Consider the following 15,708-nt stretch of genomic DNA (forward strand, 5'->3'; position numbering starts at 1 on the left):
GCGAGGGCCGCCGTACCCACCCGGTACGGCGGCCCTCGCCGCGTTCCGGCGTCCCGCGCACTCCTCCCGTGTCCCCCGGGCGGTCCTTGCCCCGGACACAGCCCCGTACGGCAGGATGTGCGGCATGCCAAGCCCCAGCGCAGAAGACACGAGCGTGCACCAGGAACCGCCCGTCGTGCGGCCCACCGATCAGGACGAGGTCGCGGCGGCCGGCAGCGAGCTGTTCGGTGGCCGGGTGGGGCGCTGGGCACGGCTGGGCGACGGTCCGCTCACACCCGTACGCGTCGTCGCGCTGGTCATGATCGGGATGTTCGCCCTCGGCATGGTGCAGAAGATCCCCTGCTACGAGTGGGCCTGGTTCCGCGGTGCCACCTCGCAGTACACGCACGCCTGCTACTCCGACATTCCGCACCTCTTTCTGGGGCGCGGGTTCGCCGACGGCCTCGTGCCGTACTTCGACCGGCTGAGCGGCGATATGCAGTACCTGGAGTACCCCGTGCTGACCGGGGTGTTCATGCAGGTCGCGGCCTGGCTGACGCTGACGCCCGACAGCGACCCCATCCAGCAGCGCGAGCAGATGTACTGGATGGTCAACGCGGGCATGCTGATGATCTGCGCGGTGGTCATCGCCGTGTGCACCGTCCGAACCCAGCGGCGCCGCCCCTGGGACGGTCTGATGGTCGCGCTGGCACCCGCATTCGTCCTCACCGCGACCATCAACTGGGACCTGCTGGCCGTGGCCCTGACGGCCGCGGCGATGCTCATGTGGTCCCGGGGCCGGGTGCTCGCCTTCGGGATCCTCATCGGCCTGGCCACGGCTGCCAAGCTCTACCCCGTCCTCCTGCTCGGCCCGCTCCTGGTGCTCTGCTGGCGGGCGGGCCGGTGGCGTGAGTTCGGAACAGCCTTGCTGGGCGCGGGCGCGGCCTGGCTGGTGGTGAACCTGCCGGTGATGATCTTCGCCCCGGAGGGATGGCGGAAGTTCTACACCTTCAGTCAGGAGAGGCCGATCGACTTCGGTTCGTTCTGGCTGATCATCACGCAGCGCACCGGCAGGCCCATCGACGTGGAGACGGTCAACACCGCCTCGGTCGTCCTCATGGTCGTCTTCTGCGCGGGCATCGCCGGTCTGGCGCTCTCCGCGGCCCGCAGGCCGCGCTTCGCCCAGCTGGCGTTCCTGGTGGTGGCCGCGTTCATCCTGACGAACAAGGTCTACTCACCGCAGTACGTGCTCTGGCTGATCCCGCTGGCCGTCCTGGCCCGGCCGCGCTGGCGCGACTTCCTCATCTGGCAGGCCTGCGAGGTCATGTACTTCCTCGGGATCTGGTCCTACCTCGCCTACACCAGCGGCGGGGACAAGCACCAGGGGCTGCCGCAGGAGGGCTACCAGGTCGCGATCGCCCTGCACCTGCTGGGCACGCTGTACCTGTGCGCGCTGATCGTCCGGGACATCCTGCAGCCGGCCAAGGACCCGGTGCGCGCGGACGGGTCGGACGACCCTTCTGGCGGCGTGCTCGACGGAGCCCCGGACGCGTTCGTGCTCGCGCCTGAGGCCCGCCAGTCCGGGCACGCGGCTCGGACGGACGGGCCTCAGGTGGAGTGGGACGCTACGCCCACCCGGAACGGCTGAACCGGAGGGCTTTGCGGAGCAGGCGTCTCAGCGGTCGACGAGCCGGTCGTACTGGGTGGTCGTGTGGCGCAGATGGGCGACCAGTTCGTCGCCGACCCGCGGCTCCTGGGCGTCCGAGGGGACGAACAGGATCGACACCTGCATGTGCGGCGGCTCGGCGAACCACCGCTGCTTGCCCGCCCAGACGAACGGCGACAGGTTCCGGTTGACCGTGGCCAGGCCCGCGCGGGCGACGCCCTTGGCCCTCGGCATCACGCCGTGCAGCGCCTTGGGCGCCTCCAGGCCGACCCCGTGGGACGTACCGCCGGCCACCACGACCAGCCAGCCGTCGGAGGCGGCCTTCTGCTGGCGGTAGCCGAACCGGTCGCCCTTGACGACGGGGGTGACGTCCAGGACGGCCCCCCGGTACTCCGTTGCCTCGTGGTCGCCGAGCCAGAGCCGGGTGCCGATCCGGGCGCGGAAGCGGGTCTGCGGGAACTGCTGCTGGAGCCGGGCCAGCTCCTCGGCGCGCAGATGGCTGACGAACATCGTGTGCAGCGGCAGCCGGGCCGCGCGCAGCCGGTCCATCCAGCCGATGACCTCCTCGACGGCGTCGGAGCCGTCGGTGCGGTCCAGCGGCAGGTGCAGCGCGAAGCCTTCGAGCCGTACGTCCTCGATCGCCGCGTGCAGCTGTCCCAGCTCCTCCTCCTTGACGCCGTGGCGCTTCATCGAGCTCATGCACTCGATGACGACCCGGGCGCCCACCAGGGCGTGCACCCCGTCGACGGAGGAGACGGACCGGATGACGCGGTCCGGCAGCGGTACGGGCTCCTCGCCCCGCCGGAACGGGGTCAGGACGAGCAGGTCCCCGCTGAACCAGTCCTTGATCCGGGCCGCCTCGTAGGTCGTCCCCACGGCGAGGGTGTCGGACCCGAAGCGGATCGTCTCGTCGGCGAGGCGCTCATGGCCGAAGCCGTAGCCGTTGCCCTTGCAGACGGGGACGAGCCCGGGGAACTGGTCGATCACGGACTTCTGGTGCGCCCGCCAGCGCGCGGTGTCGACGTAGAGGGAGAGCGCCATGGCCGGCCCGGAACCTTTCTGGTGGCTGCGGTGAATCAGGGAACGAACGGGTGGTGCCGCGAAGGGGATTGAAGCCGGTCAGCGGCGCGACATGTAGATGTCGAGCGCCTTGTGGAGCAGCTTGTTGAGCGGGAAGTCCCACTCGCCGACGTACTCGACGGCCTCGCCGCCGGTGCCGACCTTGAACTGGATCAGACCGAAGAGGTGGTCGGTCTCGTCCAGCGAGTCGCTGATGCCGCGCAGGTCGTAGACGGTCGCGCCCATCGCGTAGCTGTCGCGCAGCATGCGCCACTGCATCGCGTTCGACGGCCGGACCTCGCGCCCGATGTTGTCGGAGGCGCCGTAGGAGTACCAGACGTGTCCGCCGACGACGAGCATCGTGGCCGCGGAGAGGTTCACGCCGTTGTGCCGGGCGAAGTAGAGCCGCATCCGGTTGGGGTCCTCGGAGTTGAGGACGGTCCACATGCGCTGGAAGTACGACAGCGGGCGCGGCCGGAAGTGGTCGCGCACGGCGGTGATCTCGTACAGCCGCTGCCACTCGGCCAGGTCCTCGTAGCCGCCCTGGACGACCTCGACGCCGGCCTTGTCGGCCTTCTTGATGTTGCGGCGCCACAGCTGGTTGAAGCCCTTGAGGACGTCTTCCAGGGAGCGGTTGGCCAGCGGCACCTGGAAGACGTAACGGGGCTGTACGTCGCCGAATCCGGCGCCGCCGTCCTCGCCCTGCTGCCAGCCCATCTTCCGCAGGCGGTCCGCGACCTCGAAGGCGCGCGGCTCGATGTGGGTGGCCTCGACGTCGCGCAGGCGCTTCACGTCCGGGTCCTGGATGCCGGACTTGATGGCCGCGGAGTCCCAGCGGCGGATGACCACCGGCGGGCCCATCTTCACGGAGAAGGCGCCCTGCTGCTTGAGGTGGGCGAGCATCGGCTGGAGCCAGTCGGCCAGGTTCGGTGCGTACCAGTTGATGACCGGGCCCTCGGGGAGGTACGCCAGGTAGCGCTTGATCTTGGGCAGCTGGCGGTACAGGACGAGTCCCGCGCCGACGATCTGGCCGTCCCGGTCGAACCAGCCCAGGTTCTCCGAGCGCCATTCGGACTTCACATCAGCCCACGCCGGGACCTGGCAGTGACTGGCCGAAGGCAGGCTCTGGATGTACGCCAGATGCTGCTCTCGGCTGATGGTCCTCAGGGTCAGACTCATGCGGGGCGCTCCTCGGCAGGTGTGTCCCCATCGGTCAGGGGCTCCGGCTCTCGCGCCGAAGCCTACTGTGACCGAGGGGCGCCCGGCCTGGCCCCGGGGGGACGGAATGCGACGCGGACCGGTGCGGGGTGCCCGGGCACCCCGCACCGGTCCGCGTTCCGGCCGGTGCTCCGGTCAGGTGATCACGCCGCCGAAGAGGCCGCCGTGGGCCATGCCGAGGTAGAAGCCGACCGCGGAGGCCCCGAGCCCCATGATCAGGCCGAACCTCTCCCACGTGGTCTTCGAGATGTACTGGCCGTAGGCGCCGGTCAGAATCCCGATGAGGCCTGCCCAGGAGCTGATCAGGTGCAGATGGTGGAACATCGCCGTGACGAACGCGAGGATGCCGAGCACCCCGGTCACCACCATCAGGACGTCTTGGACGGGGTGCGGCTTACCGTCCGTCGCGAAGAGCGAACCGGTGGCGGGGCGGCCGGTCGGTGACCGGGGGCCGGCGGGGCGGATGGTCTGTGCCATGGAGTACCTCCTGGCCGACAGGTGGGCGGTGGATCCGCGCCTCTCCCGTTGCTGCGGGTGTAGCGCCTCTCACACCGCATCTGTCTCGATTGTGCCCTCTGAGCTCCTGATTTCAACCGGAAGCCGGTCTACGGGTAGTCTGTACGGTCTGCACCGGTGTCTGCCCAGGCCAGCACGGCGAGCCTCTCCCCGAACCTCCTCCACGGGATCGTTCGGGAGCGGATTGTCAGTGTCGGGTGTTCTCCTCGGGGACGCCGTTGCATCACGCATCACGACCCTCCTGCCACGGAACGACCGTGGCCGCTGAGTCCAAAGGAGGTGGGTTCCACATGCGTCACTACGAGGTGATGGTCATCCTCGACCCCGATCTCGAGGAGCGAGCAGTCTCCCCGCTGATCGAGAACTTCCTCTCCGTTGTCCGTGAGGGCAACGGAAAGGTGGAGAAGGTCGACACCTGGGGCCGTCGTCGGCTCGCCTACGAGATCAAGAAGAAGCCCGAGGGCATCTACTCGGTCATCGACCTGCAGGCCGAGCCTGCGGTCGTCAAGGAGCTCGACCGCCAGATGAACCTGAACGAGTCGGTCCTCCGGACCAAGGTCCTCCGTCCCGAAGTCCACTGAGCATCTAGCTCAGCGGTTTTCGGGTCCGAGTAGCAGCAAGCAGCCAGAAGCAATCCCCGCCGAGAGGTTCACCCATGGCAGGCGAGACCGTCATCACGGTCGTCGGCAATCTCGTCGACGACCCCGAGCTGCGCTTCACCCCGTCCGGTGCGGCGGTCGCGAAGTTCCGTGTCGCGTCCACTCCCCGCATCTTCGACCGGCAGACCAATGAGTGGAAGGACGGCGAAGGCCTGTTCCTCACCTGCTCGGTCTGGCGTCAGGCGGCGGAGAACGTCGCGGAATCGCTCCAGCGAGGCATGCGCGTCGTCGTGCAGGGCCGGCTGAAGCAGCGGTCCTACGAGGACCGTGAGGGCGTCAAGCGCACGGTCTACGAGCTGGACGTCGAGGAAGTCGGCCCCAGCCTCAAGAACGCCACGGCCAAGGTCACCAAGACCACCGGTCGCGGTGGTCAGGGCGGCCAGGGTGGATACGGCGGCGGCCAGCAGGGCGGCGGCAACTGGGGCGGCGGTCCCGGTGGCGGTGGCCAGCAGGGCGGCGGCGGTGCACCCGCCGACGACCCGTGGGCGACCGGCTCGCCGGCCGGCGGCCAGGGCGGGGGACAGCAGGGCGGTGGAGGCGGCTGGGGCGGAAGCTCCGGCGGTTCCGGCGGCTCCTCTGGCGGCGGCTACTCGGACGAGCCTCCCTTCTAGGGCTGCTCGTACCCCCACTTCTTGATCACACAGGAGAAACACCATGGCGAAGCCGCCTGTGCGCAAGCCTAAGAAGAAGGTCTGCGCGTTCTGCAAGGACAAGACCCAGTACGTGGACTACAAGGACACGAACATGCTGCGGAAGTTCATTTCCGACCGCGGCAAGATCCGTGCCCGCCGCGTCACCGGCAACTGCACGCAGCACCAGCGTGACGTCGCCACGGCTGTCAAGAACAGCCGTGAGATGGCGCTGCTGCCCTACACGTCCACCGCGCGATAAGGGAAGGGTGACAACAGCATGAAGATCATCCTCACCCACGAGGTCTCCGGCCTCGGTACCGCCGGCGACGTCGTCGACGTCAAGGACGGGTACGCCCGCAACTACCTGGTTCCGCGTGGCTTCGCCATTCGCTGGACCAAGGGCGGCGAGAAGGACGTGGCGCAGATCCGCCGCGCCCGCAAGATCCACGAGATCGCGACGATCGAGCAGGCCAACGAGATCAAGGCCAAGCTCGAGGGCGTGAAGGTCCGTCTGGCTGTTCGCTCCGGCGACGCCGGCCGTCTCTTCGGCTCCGTGACCCCGGCCGACGTCGCTGCGGCGATCAAGGCTGCCGGTGGTCCCGACGTCGACAAGCGTCGCGTCGAGCTCGGCTCGCCGATCAAGACGCTCGGCGGACACCAGGTGTCCGTCCGTCTGCACCCCGAGGTCGCAGCGAAGCTCGGCGTCGAGGTCGTTGCTGCCTAAGGGCAGAGCTCAGCAGAGCCACTGAAGGGCCGCACCCTCTGGGTGCGGCCCTTCGCTGTGTCCGGATGCGCTGCGTTCGCAGGCGCGGTGTTTCACGTGAAACGAGGGTGCTGTTTCACGTGAAACAGCACCCTCGGAACAGGCAGCGGATTCAGCTGATCAGCGGGTGGCCCCGGTCACGATCCACCGGCCCGACCGGGTCCGCAGCCAGAGCGTGATCAGGCGGACCGTCATCATGAGGGTCATCGCCCACCAGAGCGCGGTGAGTCCGCCGCCGAGAGTGGGCACCAGGAGCGCGACAGGAGCGAAGACGGCGAGCGTCACCAGCATCGCCCAGGCGAGATAGCGTCCGTCACCGGCTCCCATCAGGACGCCGTCCAGCACGAAGACCACGCCGGCGATCGGCTGAGAGACCGCCACGACCAGGAGCGCGGGGAGCAGGGTGTCCTTCACCGAGGGGTCGCTCGTGAAGAGCGGGATGAACAGCGGCCGGGCGAGCACGATGAGGACGCCGAGCACGATGCCGCAGCCGATACCCCACTCGACCATGCGGCGGCAGGCCTCGCGTGCGCCCTTCTCATCGTCCGCCCCGAGATAGCGGCCGATGATCGCCTGCCCCGCGATGGCGATGGCGTCGAGCGCGAAGGCGGTCAGGCTCCAGAGGGAGAGGATGATCTGGTGCGCGGCGATGTCGACGTCCCCGAGCCGGGCGGCGACGGCGGTGGCGATCATCAGGACGGCGCGCAGGGACAGGGTCCGGATCAGCAGGGGTACGCCGGCGCGCGCGCTGGCCCTGATCCCGGCCGCGTCGGGGCGCAGGGACGCACCGTGCTTCCGTGCTCCGCGGATCACCACGACGAGATAGACGGCGGCCATACCCGCCTGCGCGATCACCGTTCCCCACGCGGATCCTGCGATGCCGAGCCCGGCCCCGTAGACGAGGGTCGCGTTGAGGACGGCGTTCGCCGTGAAACCGCCGATGGCGACGTAGAGCGGGGTGCGGGTGTCCTGGAGGCCGCGCAGTACGCCGGTGGCGGCGAGCACGACGAGCATGGCCGGGATCCCGAGGATGGAGATCCTCAGATACGTGATGGCGTACGGGGCCGCGGTGTCGGACGCGCCGAAGACGTCGACGAGCCAGGGAGCCGTCGGGATCGCGAGGGCGACGACGGCGGCTCCGAGCAGAAGGGCGAGCCAGATGCCGTCCATGCCTTGGCGGATGGCGGCGGGCAGGTCGCCCGCCCCCACGCGGCGGGCGACGGCCGCCGTGGTCGCGTAGGCGAGGAAGACAAAGATGCTCACGGCCGTCATCAGGAGGGCTGCGGCGATGCCGAGGCCGGCCAGTTGGGGGGTGCCGAGGTGGCCGACGACGGCGCTGTCGACCATCACGAACAGGGGCTCGGCGACGAGTGCGCCGAACGCCGGGACGGCAAGGGCGATGATCTCGCGGTCGTGCCGTCGGCGGCCGTTCTTCGAGGTCGCGGAGGCCTGGGTCATGGGGTCAATCTAATCTTCCACAGGTAAGAGATGCAATTGACTAGTGGTCCTTACCTGCACCCCGCTGGGGCCAACCGTCCCGTGCCGTTTGCGCTGATCTTGAAATGAGGGCGGAAGTTTTTCTCCCCCACAGTCAGTGGACGGAGAACATGCAGGTCAGGATGGTCACGGTAGGAGTGCTATGAGTTTGTCCACAGCGCTGTCCCCCGATCCGTGCACAGGTTCGGCAGGGTTCTCCACAGCATCTGGTCCGTCGTCCACATGCCCTGTGGATAACCAGATTGGCTGACGGTGCCCAGGGGCCTACCGTGGTGCGGCGCCCGCACTCCGTTCCGGCACCGGAATCCACCGAACCAGACGCGCCGGAAGTGGAGTCGGGCGACCTGTTTGTCGGTGCCGTGCCGTAAGAAAGAGTGGCACGGCTAGGTCCGCGATGCGGACGGGAGGAGGCGGCCCGGTGAGCATTCCCGAGCCTTTGGACGACCCCTGGACCGAGACCGGTCCCGGGGACCGTCTGCCTGTCTCCCGTCAGCGTCGCGGGGACCGCAAGGGGCGCGAGGACCGCCATGACCGCGGCTCGGACGAGGCCTGGGACAGTGGCGCCCCCAGTTTCGAACGGGTGCCGCCCCAGGATGTCGACGCCGAGCAGTCGGTCCTCGGCGGCATGCTGCTGTCCAAGGACGCGATCGCCGAGGTCGTCGAGGTCATCAAGGGCCACGACTTCTACCGCCCCGCCCACGAGACCGTCTTCACGGCGATCCTCGACCTCTACGCCAAGGGCGAGCCGGCCGACCCCATCACGGTCGCCGCCGAGCTGGTGAAGCGCGGAGAGATCACCAAGGTCGGCGGAGCGCCGTATCTGCACACCCTGGTGCAGTCCGTGCCCACCGCGGCCAACGCCTCGTACTACGCAGAGATCGTCCACGAGCGGGCGGTGCTGCGGCGGCTGGTCGAGGCGGGCACGAGGATCACGCAGATGGGATACGCGGCGGACGGGGACGTCGACGAGATCGTCAACTCCGCGCAGGCCGAGATCTACGCGGTCACCGAGCAGCGCACCAGCGAGGACTACCTCCCCCTCGGCGACATCATGGAGGGCGCGCTCGACGAGATCGAGGCCATCGGCTCGCGCAGCGGCGAGATGACCGGTGTGCCGACGGGCTTCACGGACCTCGACGCCCTGACGAACGGTATGCACCCCGGCCAGATGATCGTCATCGCGGCCCGCCCCGCGATGGGCAAGTCCACGCTCGCGCTGGACTTCGCACGCGCCGCGTCGATCAAGAACAACCTGCCCAGCGTCATCTTCTCCCTCGAAATGGGGCGCAACGAGATCGCGATGCGTCTGCTGTCGGCCGAGGCGCGGGTGGCCCTGCACCACATGCGGTCCGGCACGATGACGGACGAGGACTGGACGCGGCTCGCGCGCCGGATGCCCGAGGTCTCGGCCGCCCCGCTCTACATCGACGACTCCCCCAACCTGTCGATGATGGAGATCCGGGCGAAGTGCCGTCGGCTCAAGCAGCGCAACGACATCAAGCTCGTGATCATCGACTATCTGCAGCTGATGCAGGCCGGCGGATCGAAGCGGTCCGAGAGCCGTCAGCAGGAGGTTTCGGACATGTCGCGAAACCTGAAGCTGCTGGCCAAGGAGCTGGAGGTCCCGGTGATCGCGCTCTCGCAGCTGAACCGTGGCCCCGAGCAGCGTACGGACAAGAAGCCGATGGTGTCCGACCTGCGTGAATCCGGCTCCATCGAGCAGGACGCCGACATGGTCATCCTGCTCCACCGCGAGGACGCGTACGAGAAGGAGTCACCGCGCGCGGGCGAGGCCGACATCATCGTCGGCAAGCACCGTAACGGCCCGACGGCCACCATCACCGTGGCCTTCCAGGGCCACTACTCCCGCTTCGTGGACATGGCGCAGACCTGACGGGGCTCAGCCCTTCGCCAGGGCGCGGGTGAGGAGCGGGAGCAGGCGGTCCCAGTGGAGCCGCAGGCCGGCCGGGTCGAAGGCGTCGGTGTCGGACATGGTGAAGCCGTGGACGGTGCCGGGGTAGATCTCCGAGGTGTAGGCGATCCCCGCGTCGTGCAGCGACTGGTTCAGCTCGCCGAGTGCCTCGGGGGTGATGTCCGTCCCGGCATGGCCGAAGTGGACGTCGGCGGTGAGCCGGAGCAGGCTCTCGGGCCCGTCGGCGGCGACGGGGGCGTGGAACGCGGCGAGAGCGGCCACCTGGCCGGGGTGGGCCACGGCGGTGCGGGTCGCCAGGAGACCGCCGATGCAGTAGCCGGTCACCGCGACCGGTCCCGCGCCTGCCTCGGGCTGGGCGGTGAGAAAGCCGAGGTAGGCGTTGGCGTCGCTCAGGGTGCGTTCGGGGGTCATGTCTTTGATCAGGGGCATCAGCCGGGCGATGAGCGCGGGCCGGTCCGCTTCTCCGATGTGTGCGGGAAGGTCGATGATCGGTGTCGGCCCTTCCCGGTAGAAGAAGTTGGGGACGAGCACGTAGTACCCGTGCCCGGCCAGTTCGCCGGCCAGGTCCCGGATGACGGGCCGGATGCCGAAGGCGTCCGGGTACATCAGCACTCCGGGATGGCGTTCGCCGTGGTCGGGGTAGGCGGCGAAGGCGTCGGCCAGGCCGTCGGTGGTGGGGATCTGCACGGTCTTGGTGGGAATGGCGGATCTTCCTTCTCGGGAGTTCGCGGTGCCTCGGCGTTCGCCGGAGCGACGAAGTCCGGGGTGGTCAACACGTCTGCTTGCTGCACTAGTTGACCGGGTACGACCTCGTGCAGCCCTCATACTGACGTGCGTGACCCCGATGACACCACCCGAGCCGGAGCGTGGCGCCCGGCGCTCTTGACCCGCGCTTTCCCGACTCCGGGTAAAAGGGTTCGTCAAGGAGCGGCCGGTCGGATAAGGGTGGGGCCATGACTTCTCTCGGTGAAGACCTGCTCCCCAGTACCCGGCGCGCCCTGCTGCACCGTATCGCCGTCGCGCAGCGCGACGGGCGTGCTCCGTCCCTCGTGGCTGCGGTGGGGAGGCAGGGGCGTACGGCATGGAGCGGGGCGCGTACGTGTGTCGACGGGCATGCTCCCGACGCCGATACGCAGTACCGGATCGGCTCGATCACCAAGACGTTCACGGCCGTTCTGGTGCTGCGGCTGCGGGACGAGGGCCTGATCGACCTGGACGACCCGCTGGAGAAGCACCTTCCCGGTACGGGCGTGGGCGGGGCGACCGTCTTCCAGCTGCTGTGCCACAGCGCGGGGCTGGGGGCCGAGACGCCGGCCCCCTGGTGGGAGCGGACGCCCGGCAGCCTGCGGCCGGAGATCGCCGATGTCCTGGGCGACCGGCCGCAGATGCATCCGGCCGGGCATCGTCATCACTACTCCAACCCCGGTTACACCCTGCTCGGTTCGCTGGTGGAAGCGGTTCGCGGTGTCTCCTGGGAGGAGGCGCTGCGCCGGGAGATCCTGGAGCCGCTGGGCATGCACCGGACGACGAGCGCCCCCGTGACACCGCACGCGGGCGGCTGGGCGGTCCACCCCTGGGCCGACGTGATGCTGAGCGAGCCCGCCGAGGATCTCGGGATCATGGCGCCCGCCGGTCAGCTCTGGTCGACCGTGGAGGATCTGCTGCGGTTCGCCGCCTTCCTGGCCGGGGGCGACGACCGGGTCCTCTCGGCCTCCTCCGTACGGGAGATGCGGACGCCCGCCGCCCCGGTCGAGATCGGCGCCAGTGGTTACGGTCTCGGGCTCCAGATCGTCGGGGGCGAAGGACGCGTGCTCTTCGGGCACTCGGGGTCGCTACCCGGATTCGTCGCCGGCCTCTGGGTGTGCGAGGAGGAGGACGTGGCCGCGGTCGCCCTCGCCAATGCCACCTCCGGGCTGCCCGCCGCGACAGTGGCCGCCGAACTCCTGAACATCGTCGTCGAGGCCGAGCCGCGGATCCCGGAGCCCTGGCGTCCGCTGCCCGAGGTGGACGACGAACTGCTCGCGTTGACCGGCGTCTGGCACTGGGGCACCAGCACGTTCACGCTGAGCCTCACCGGGGACCGGGGCATCCAGCTCACGCCGCTCGGCGGCAAGGGGCGCGGCGCGGCCTTCACGTACCGGCCGGACGGCACCTGGACGGGCCAGAACGACTACTACGCGGGGGAGACTCTGCGCGTCGTACGCAAGGACGACGGCTCGGTGGACCACCTCGACCTCGGCTCGTTCGTCTTCACACGGGAGCCGTACGAGGCGGGGACGGCCGTGCCCGGTGGCGTGGGCGCGGAGGGCTGGCGCGGGCTCGGTGGCTGAGCTCCGGGCCTCAGGGCGCAGAGAGCGGGTGGGTGTTTCACGTGAAACACCCACCCGCTCTCCTTCTGTCAGAGCGCCAGCTTGAAGCCCACATGGCTCGCCGTGAAGCCGAGCCGCTCGTAGAAGCGGTGCGCGTCCTCGCGGGTGACATCCGAGGTCAGCTGCACCAACTGGCACTTCTGGCGGCGGGATTCGTCCACCGCCCACTGGATGAGCTGGGTGCCGAGGCCACTGCCCCGCTCGTCGCCGTGGATGCGGACGCCCTCGATGATCGAGCGCGTCGAGCCCCGGCGGGACAACCCCGGGATGATGGTCAGCTGCAGGGTGCCGACGACGCGGGCCTGGCGTACGGCGACGACCACGTGCTGGTTCGGGTCCTCGGCCAGCCGCTGGAGCGCTTCCTGGTACGGGGTGAGGTCGTCCGGTGACTCGCGCTGCGCGCCCAGAGGGTCGTCGGCGAGCATCGCGACGACCTCGGGCAGGTCGTCCGGGGTTGCGGGGCGTATGTCGAGATCGCTCATGATCGGCATCTTAGGGCGGGCGCCGGGGACTCCAGGGTCGGTCAGACCGGTGCCTTCAGCTCTTCGACCGCCCTGACCAGAGGGGCGAGCTCCGGGTTCTCCGCCGCCTCGTCCAGGGCCGCCCGCAGTGCGCTGTCGTTCGTCGGCCGGGCGGCCTCCAGCAGTGCGAGCCCGGCTTCGGTGACGTCGGTGTAGATGCCCCGACGGTCGGTGTCGCACAGATACCGGGTCAGCAGCCCACGGTCCTCGAGCCGGGTGACGAGCCGGGTGGTGGCGCTCTGGCTGAGGACGACGGCGTCGGCGACCTGCTTCATCTGGAGATGCCCGCCGACCCCGCTGTGCTGCCGGCTCAATACGTCGAGCAGGGAGTACTCGCGTGCGCTGAGCCCGTGACCGGCCTGGAGGGCCCGCTCGATACGGGCCTCGATCTTCCCGTGGAGCAGCGAGAGCGTGCACCAGCTCTGGGCGATGGCGGTCAGGGCCGGGTCGGTCGCTGTCATGTCTCTCTCCTCCGTACGGGAGCGGTGTGACTCCAGGATAGAGGACATCCGCAATAGCCCGCGCTTGCAATTAACCTGCGCCTGCAATTATTGTGGACGCTTGTAAGGTGCAGACGCAATCTCCAGGGAAGGTCAAACGCATGCCGCTAGCGCTCCTCGCTCTCGCCATCGGGGCATTCGGGATCGGAACGACCGAGTTCGTGATCATGGGGTTGCTCCCCGAGGTCGCCGGTGATTTCCAGGTCTCGATCCCGACCGCGGGCTTCCTGGTGACCGGCTACGCGCTCGGTGTGGTCCTCGGAGCCCCACTGATGACGCTGCTGGGCACCCGTGTCACCCGTAAGCGCATGCTGATGCTGCTCATGGGGCTGTTCGTCGCGGGCAACGTGGTCTCCGCGCTCGCTCCGGTCTTCGGCGTCATGCTCGCCGGACGCGTGATCGCCTCCCTCGCACACGGTGCCTTCTTCGGCATCGGCTCGGTGGTCGCGGCCGATCTGGTCGCCCCGCAGAAGAAGGCCGGGGCCATCGCCATGATGTTCACCGGACTCACCGTCGCCAACGTCGTCGGCGTTCCCCTCGGCACGTTCATCGGACAGACCGCGGGCTGGCGGACCACGTTCCTCGTCGTCGCCGCCCTGGGCGTCGTGGGACTGCTCGGCGTCGCGAAGCTCGTGCCGGAGCAGCCCAAGGCGGAAGGCGTACGCATCCGCCACGAGCTGGCCGCGTTCCGCAACGTCCAGGTCCTGCTGGCGATGGCCATGACCGTCCTGGGCTTCGGCGGAGTCTTCGCCGCGATCACCTACATCACCCCGATGATGACCGAGATCGCGGGTTACTCGGCCTCGTCCGTCACCTGGCTGCTGGTCCTCTTCGGCCTCGGCATGGTGGGCGGCAACCTGGTCGGCGGGAAGTTCGCCGACCGCCGTCTGATGCCCCTGCTGTACGTGTCGCTCGGCGCGCTCGCCGTGGTCCTCGGTCTGTTCACCGTGACCGCTCACCACAAGGTCGCCGCGGCCGTCACCATCGTCCTGATCGGCGCTCTGGGCTTCGCGACCGTGCCGCCTCTGCAGAAGCGGGTCCTCGATCACGCGGCGGGTGCGCCGACGCTGGCCTCCGCGGTCAACATCGGGGCCTTCAACCTCGGCAACGCCCTGTCCGCCTGGCTCGGCGGGCTCGTCATCGCGGCCGGCCTCGGCTATACGGCCCCCAACTGGGTCGGCGCGGCGCTCGCCGCCTCGGCGCTGGTCCTGGCGGTGCTCTCCAGCATCCTGGAGCGCCGGGAGACCGGGAAGGGCCGGATCGTCACCGGGAGCAGTCCCGAGTCGGCCCCCGTGGTGGCTGCCCGGCACTGAGCTCCGGCGCCTCCGCGCCCGCGCACCGGCCGGACTGCGGATCGGCCGCCCCGCGGCGCGCACCGGGGACCGGCCGCCCCGCGCTTCTCCCGGCAGGGATTCAGCCGCACCGTCCTCGTGGCGGTGCGGCTGTTCGCGTGTCAGCCCGTCGCGACGGTCAGCGGGGCGTACCTGCGGGCGGCGTCACCGGGCAGATCCGGGATGCCGTACGTCATCACGGTGGTCCGGGAGAGGGGCTCCAGGCCGTGCTCCGTCAGCCAGCCGAGCAGTTCCTTGTGCCGGGCGTCGACATCGGCCCGCAGCGGCCGGTCCGTCGTGGCGGCCAGGGCCGCGACCAGGGCCTGCGCGGTGGCTGTGTCCCGGGCGATGAGCGGCCCCACCACCTCGGCCTGCCCGCTCGGCCAGAGCGCCGCGTAGCCGACCAGCTCGCCGTGCTCCTCGGCGACCTGGAGCCGGTCGGAGAAGGCGGGCAGCCGGGCGAGGAGATGCGTCCGGTCGGTGCCGAACACGGGGAGGTCGAGCCGGACCATCGTCTGCAGATCGTCCGCCGCGGCCGGCCGGGTGGTCACGGACGAGGCCGATGACGGAAGCCCCGACGCCGGGACAGCCGACGAGGAGGGGGAGGCAGAGGTGGAGACTGCGGGGGAGCCGCCGGAGCCGATCGCTTCGAAACGGCCGCCGACGCGTTCGGCCCGGCCGACGGGGGAGAAGCCGAGGTCTTCGTAGAGGGGCTGTCCCTGCTCCGTGGCGTACAGGGTGAGCGGGGTGTCCCCCGCCCTCTCCATCACATGCCGCATGAGCCGGCGGGCGATCCCCTGTCGTGCGTAGCGTCCGGCGACGAGCATCATGCCGACGGCGATGAAGTCGGATCCGTAGGGCATGGTCAGGCAGGTCGCCGCCAGCCCCTTGCCGTCCGGGGCATCGATCCCGTACCCGGTGCCGGCCGAGAGGAGCAGCCCCCACCGGTGTTCGTCGCGCGGCCAGCCGCGGTCCTCGCAGAGATCGGCGCAGGGGACCAGATCTCCCCGGTTCAGGCGTCGGATCGGCAGGTCGACGAGGGAGCGGGGTGAAGGGCTGTGCATG

The 15,708-nt window shown here is 69.5% G+C and carries 16 protein-coding genes; 8 read left to right on the forward strand and 8 right to left on the reverse strand.

The window, feature by feature from the left end; all coding sequences use genetic code 11:
- The first annotated feature begins 115 nt into the window (after positions 1-115).
- The gene (locus tag WQO_RS17325) at positions 116-1,627 is read left to right on the forward strand and encodes a glycosyltransferase family 87 protein (protein ID WP_167552040.1); all 1,512 of its coding nucleotides are present in this window, start codon (positions 116-118) and stop codon (positions 1,625-1,627) included.
- Positions 1,628-1,654: 27 nt separating this feature from the next.
- On the opposite strand, the gene WQO_RS17330 is transcribed toward WQO_RS17325, so the two are convergent.
- The 3 genes from WQO_RS17330 to WQO_RS17340 form a co-directional block, all read right to left on the reverse strand.
- Positions 1,655-2,686, reverse strand: a complete 1,032-nt coding sequence (locus WQO_RS17330; protein ID WP_003967862.1) for an alanine racemase — start codon at positions 2,684-2,686, stop codon at positions 1,655-1,657.
- A 78-nt stretch (positions 2,687-2,764) separates the two neighbouring features.
- A complete protein-coding gene (locus tag WQO_RS17335) occupies positions 2,765-3,883 on the reverse strand; it encodes a lipid II:glycine glycyltransferase FemX (RefSeq protein ID WP_010060447.1) in 1,119 nt (372 codons plus the stop codon).
- A 174-nt stretch (positions 3,884-4,057) separates the two neighbouring features.
- Positions 4,058-4,399, reverse strand: coding sequence for a hypothetical protein (locus WQO_RS17340; RefSeq protein ID WP_010060448.1), 342 nt, complete (start codon positions 4,397-4,399; stop codon positions 4,058-4,060).
- A gap of 329 nt (positions 4,400-4,728) precedes the next feature.
- On the opposite strand from WQO_RS17340, the gene rpsF reads away from it, so the two are divergent.
- From rpsF to rplI, 4 genes are all read left to right on the forward strand, one after another.
- Entirely contained in the window at positions 4,729-5,019 is a 291-nt protein-coding gene (rpsF, locus tag WQO_RS17345; RefSeq protein ID WP_006126011.1) for a 30S ribosomal protein S6, read from the forward strand.
- A 74-nt stretch (positions 5,020-5,093) separates the two neighbouring features.
- Complete coding sequence (locus tag WQO_RS17350; protein WP_006126012.1) at positions 5,094-5,708, forward strand: single-stranded DNA-binding protein; 615 nt, start codon at positions 5,094-5,096, stop codon at positions 5,706-5,708.
- Positions 5,709-5,751: 43 nt separating this feature from the next.
- Entirely contained in the window at positions 5,752-5,988 is a 237-nt protein-coding gene (gene rpsR / locus WQO_RS17355; protein ID WP_003967857.1) for a 30S ribosomal protein S18, read from the forward strand.
- Positions 5,989-6,006: 18 nt separating this feature from the next.
- On the forward strand, positions 6,007-6,453 hold the full coding sequence (gene rplI, locus WQO_RS17360; RefSeq protein WP_003967856.1) for a 50S ribosomal protein L9: 447 nt from the start codon (positions 6,007-6,009) through the stop codon (positions 6,451-6,453).
- Positions 6,454-6,612: 159 nt separating this feature from the next.
- Here rplI and WQO_RS17365 read toward each other — a convergent pair whose 3' ends face one another.
- A complete protein-coding gene (locus WQO_RS17365) occupies positions 6,613-7,950 on the reverse strand; it encodes an MATE family efflux transporter (protein ID WP_010060452.1) in 1,338 nt (445 codons plus the stop codon).
- Positions 7,951-8,425: 475 nt separating this feature from the next.
- On the opposite strand from WQO_RS17365, the gene dnaB reads away from it, so the two are divergent.
- The gene (dnaB, locus tag WQO_RS17370; protein WP_193407278.1) at positions 8,426-9,883 is read left to right on the forward strand and encodes a replicative DNA helicase; all 1,458 of its coding nucleotides are present in this window, start codon (positions 8,426-8,428) and stop codon (positions 9,881-9,883) included.
- Between the two features lie 6 nt (positions 9,884-9,889).
- On the opposite strand, the gene WQO_RS17375 is transcribed toward dnaB, so the two are convergent.
- Positions 9,890-10,609, reverse strand: a complete 720-nt coding sequence (locus WQO_RS17375; RefSeq protein WP_010060456.1) for a dienelactone hydrolase family protein — start codon at positions 10,607-10,609, stop codon at positions 9,890-9,892.
- 266 nt (positions 10,610-10,875) lie between these two features.
- Between WQO_RS17375 and WQO_RS17380 the strand changes: the two genes are divergently transcribed.
- Complete coding sequence (locus WQO_RS17380) at positions 10,876-12,252, forward strand: serine hydrolase domain-containing protein (RefSeq protein ID WP_010060457.1); 1,377 nt, start codon at positions 10,876-10,878, stop codon at positions 12,250-12,252.
- 68 nt (positions 12,253-12,320) lie between these two features.
- Here WQO_RS17380 and WQO_RS17385 read toward each other — a convergent pair whose 3' ends face one another.
- Positions 12,321-12,773: a GNAT family N-acetyltransferase gene (locus WQO_RS17385; RefSeq protein WP_010060458.1), complete on the reverse strand. Its 453-nt coding sequence runs from the start codon at positions 12,771-12,773 to the stop codon at positions 12,321-12,323.
- 41 nt (positions 12,774-12,814) lie between these two features.
- Positions 12,815-13,273: a MarR family winged helix-turn-helix transcriptional regulator gene (locus WQO_RS17390; protein ID WP_010060459.1), complete on the reverse strand. Its 459-nt coding sequence runs from the start codon at positions 13,271-13,273 to the stop codon at positions 12,815-12,817.
- Between the two features lie 140 nt (positions 13,274-13,413).
- Between WQO_RS17390 and WQO_RS17395 the strand changes: the two genes are divergently transcribed.
- Positions 13,414-14,625, forward strand: coding sequence for an MFS transporter (locus tag WQO_RS17395; protein WP_010060460.1), 1,212 nt, complete (start codon positions 13,414-13,416; stop codon positions 14,623-14,625).
- A 140-nt stretch (positions 14,626-14,765) separates the two neighbouring features.
- Here WQO_RS17395 and WQO_RS17400 read toward each other — a convergent pair whose 3' ends face one another.
- Positions 14,766-15,707, reverse strand: a complete 942-nt coding sequence (locus WQO_RS17400) for a GNAT family N-acetyltransferase (protein ID WP_058954017.1) — start codon at positions 15,705-15,707, stop codon at positions 14,766-14,768.
- Position 15,708: the final 1 nt, after the last annotated feature.

The organism is Streptomyces globisporus C-1027, from assembly GCF_000261345.2.
Lineage (GTDB): Bacteria > Actinomycetota > Actinomycetes > Streptomycetales > Streptomycetaceae > Streptomyces > Streptomyces pakalii.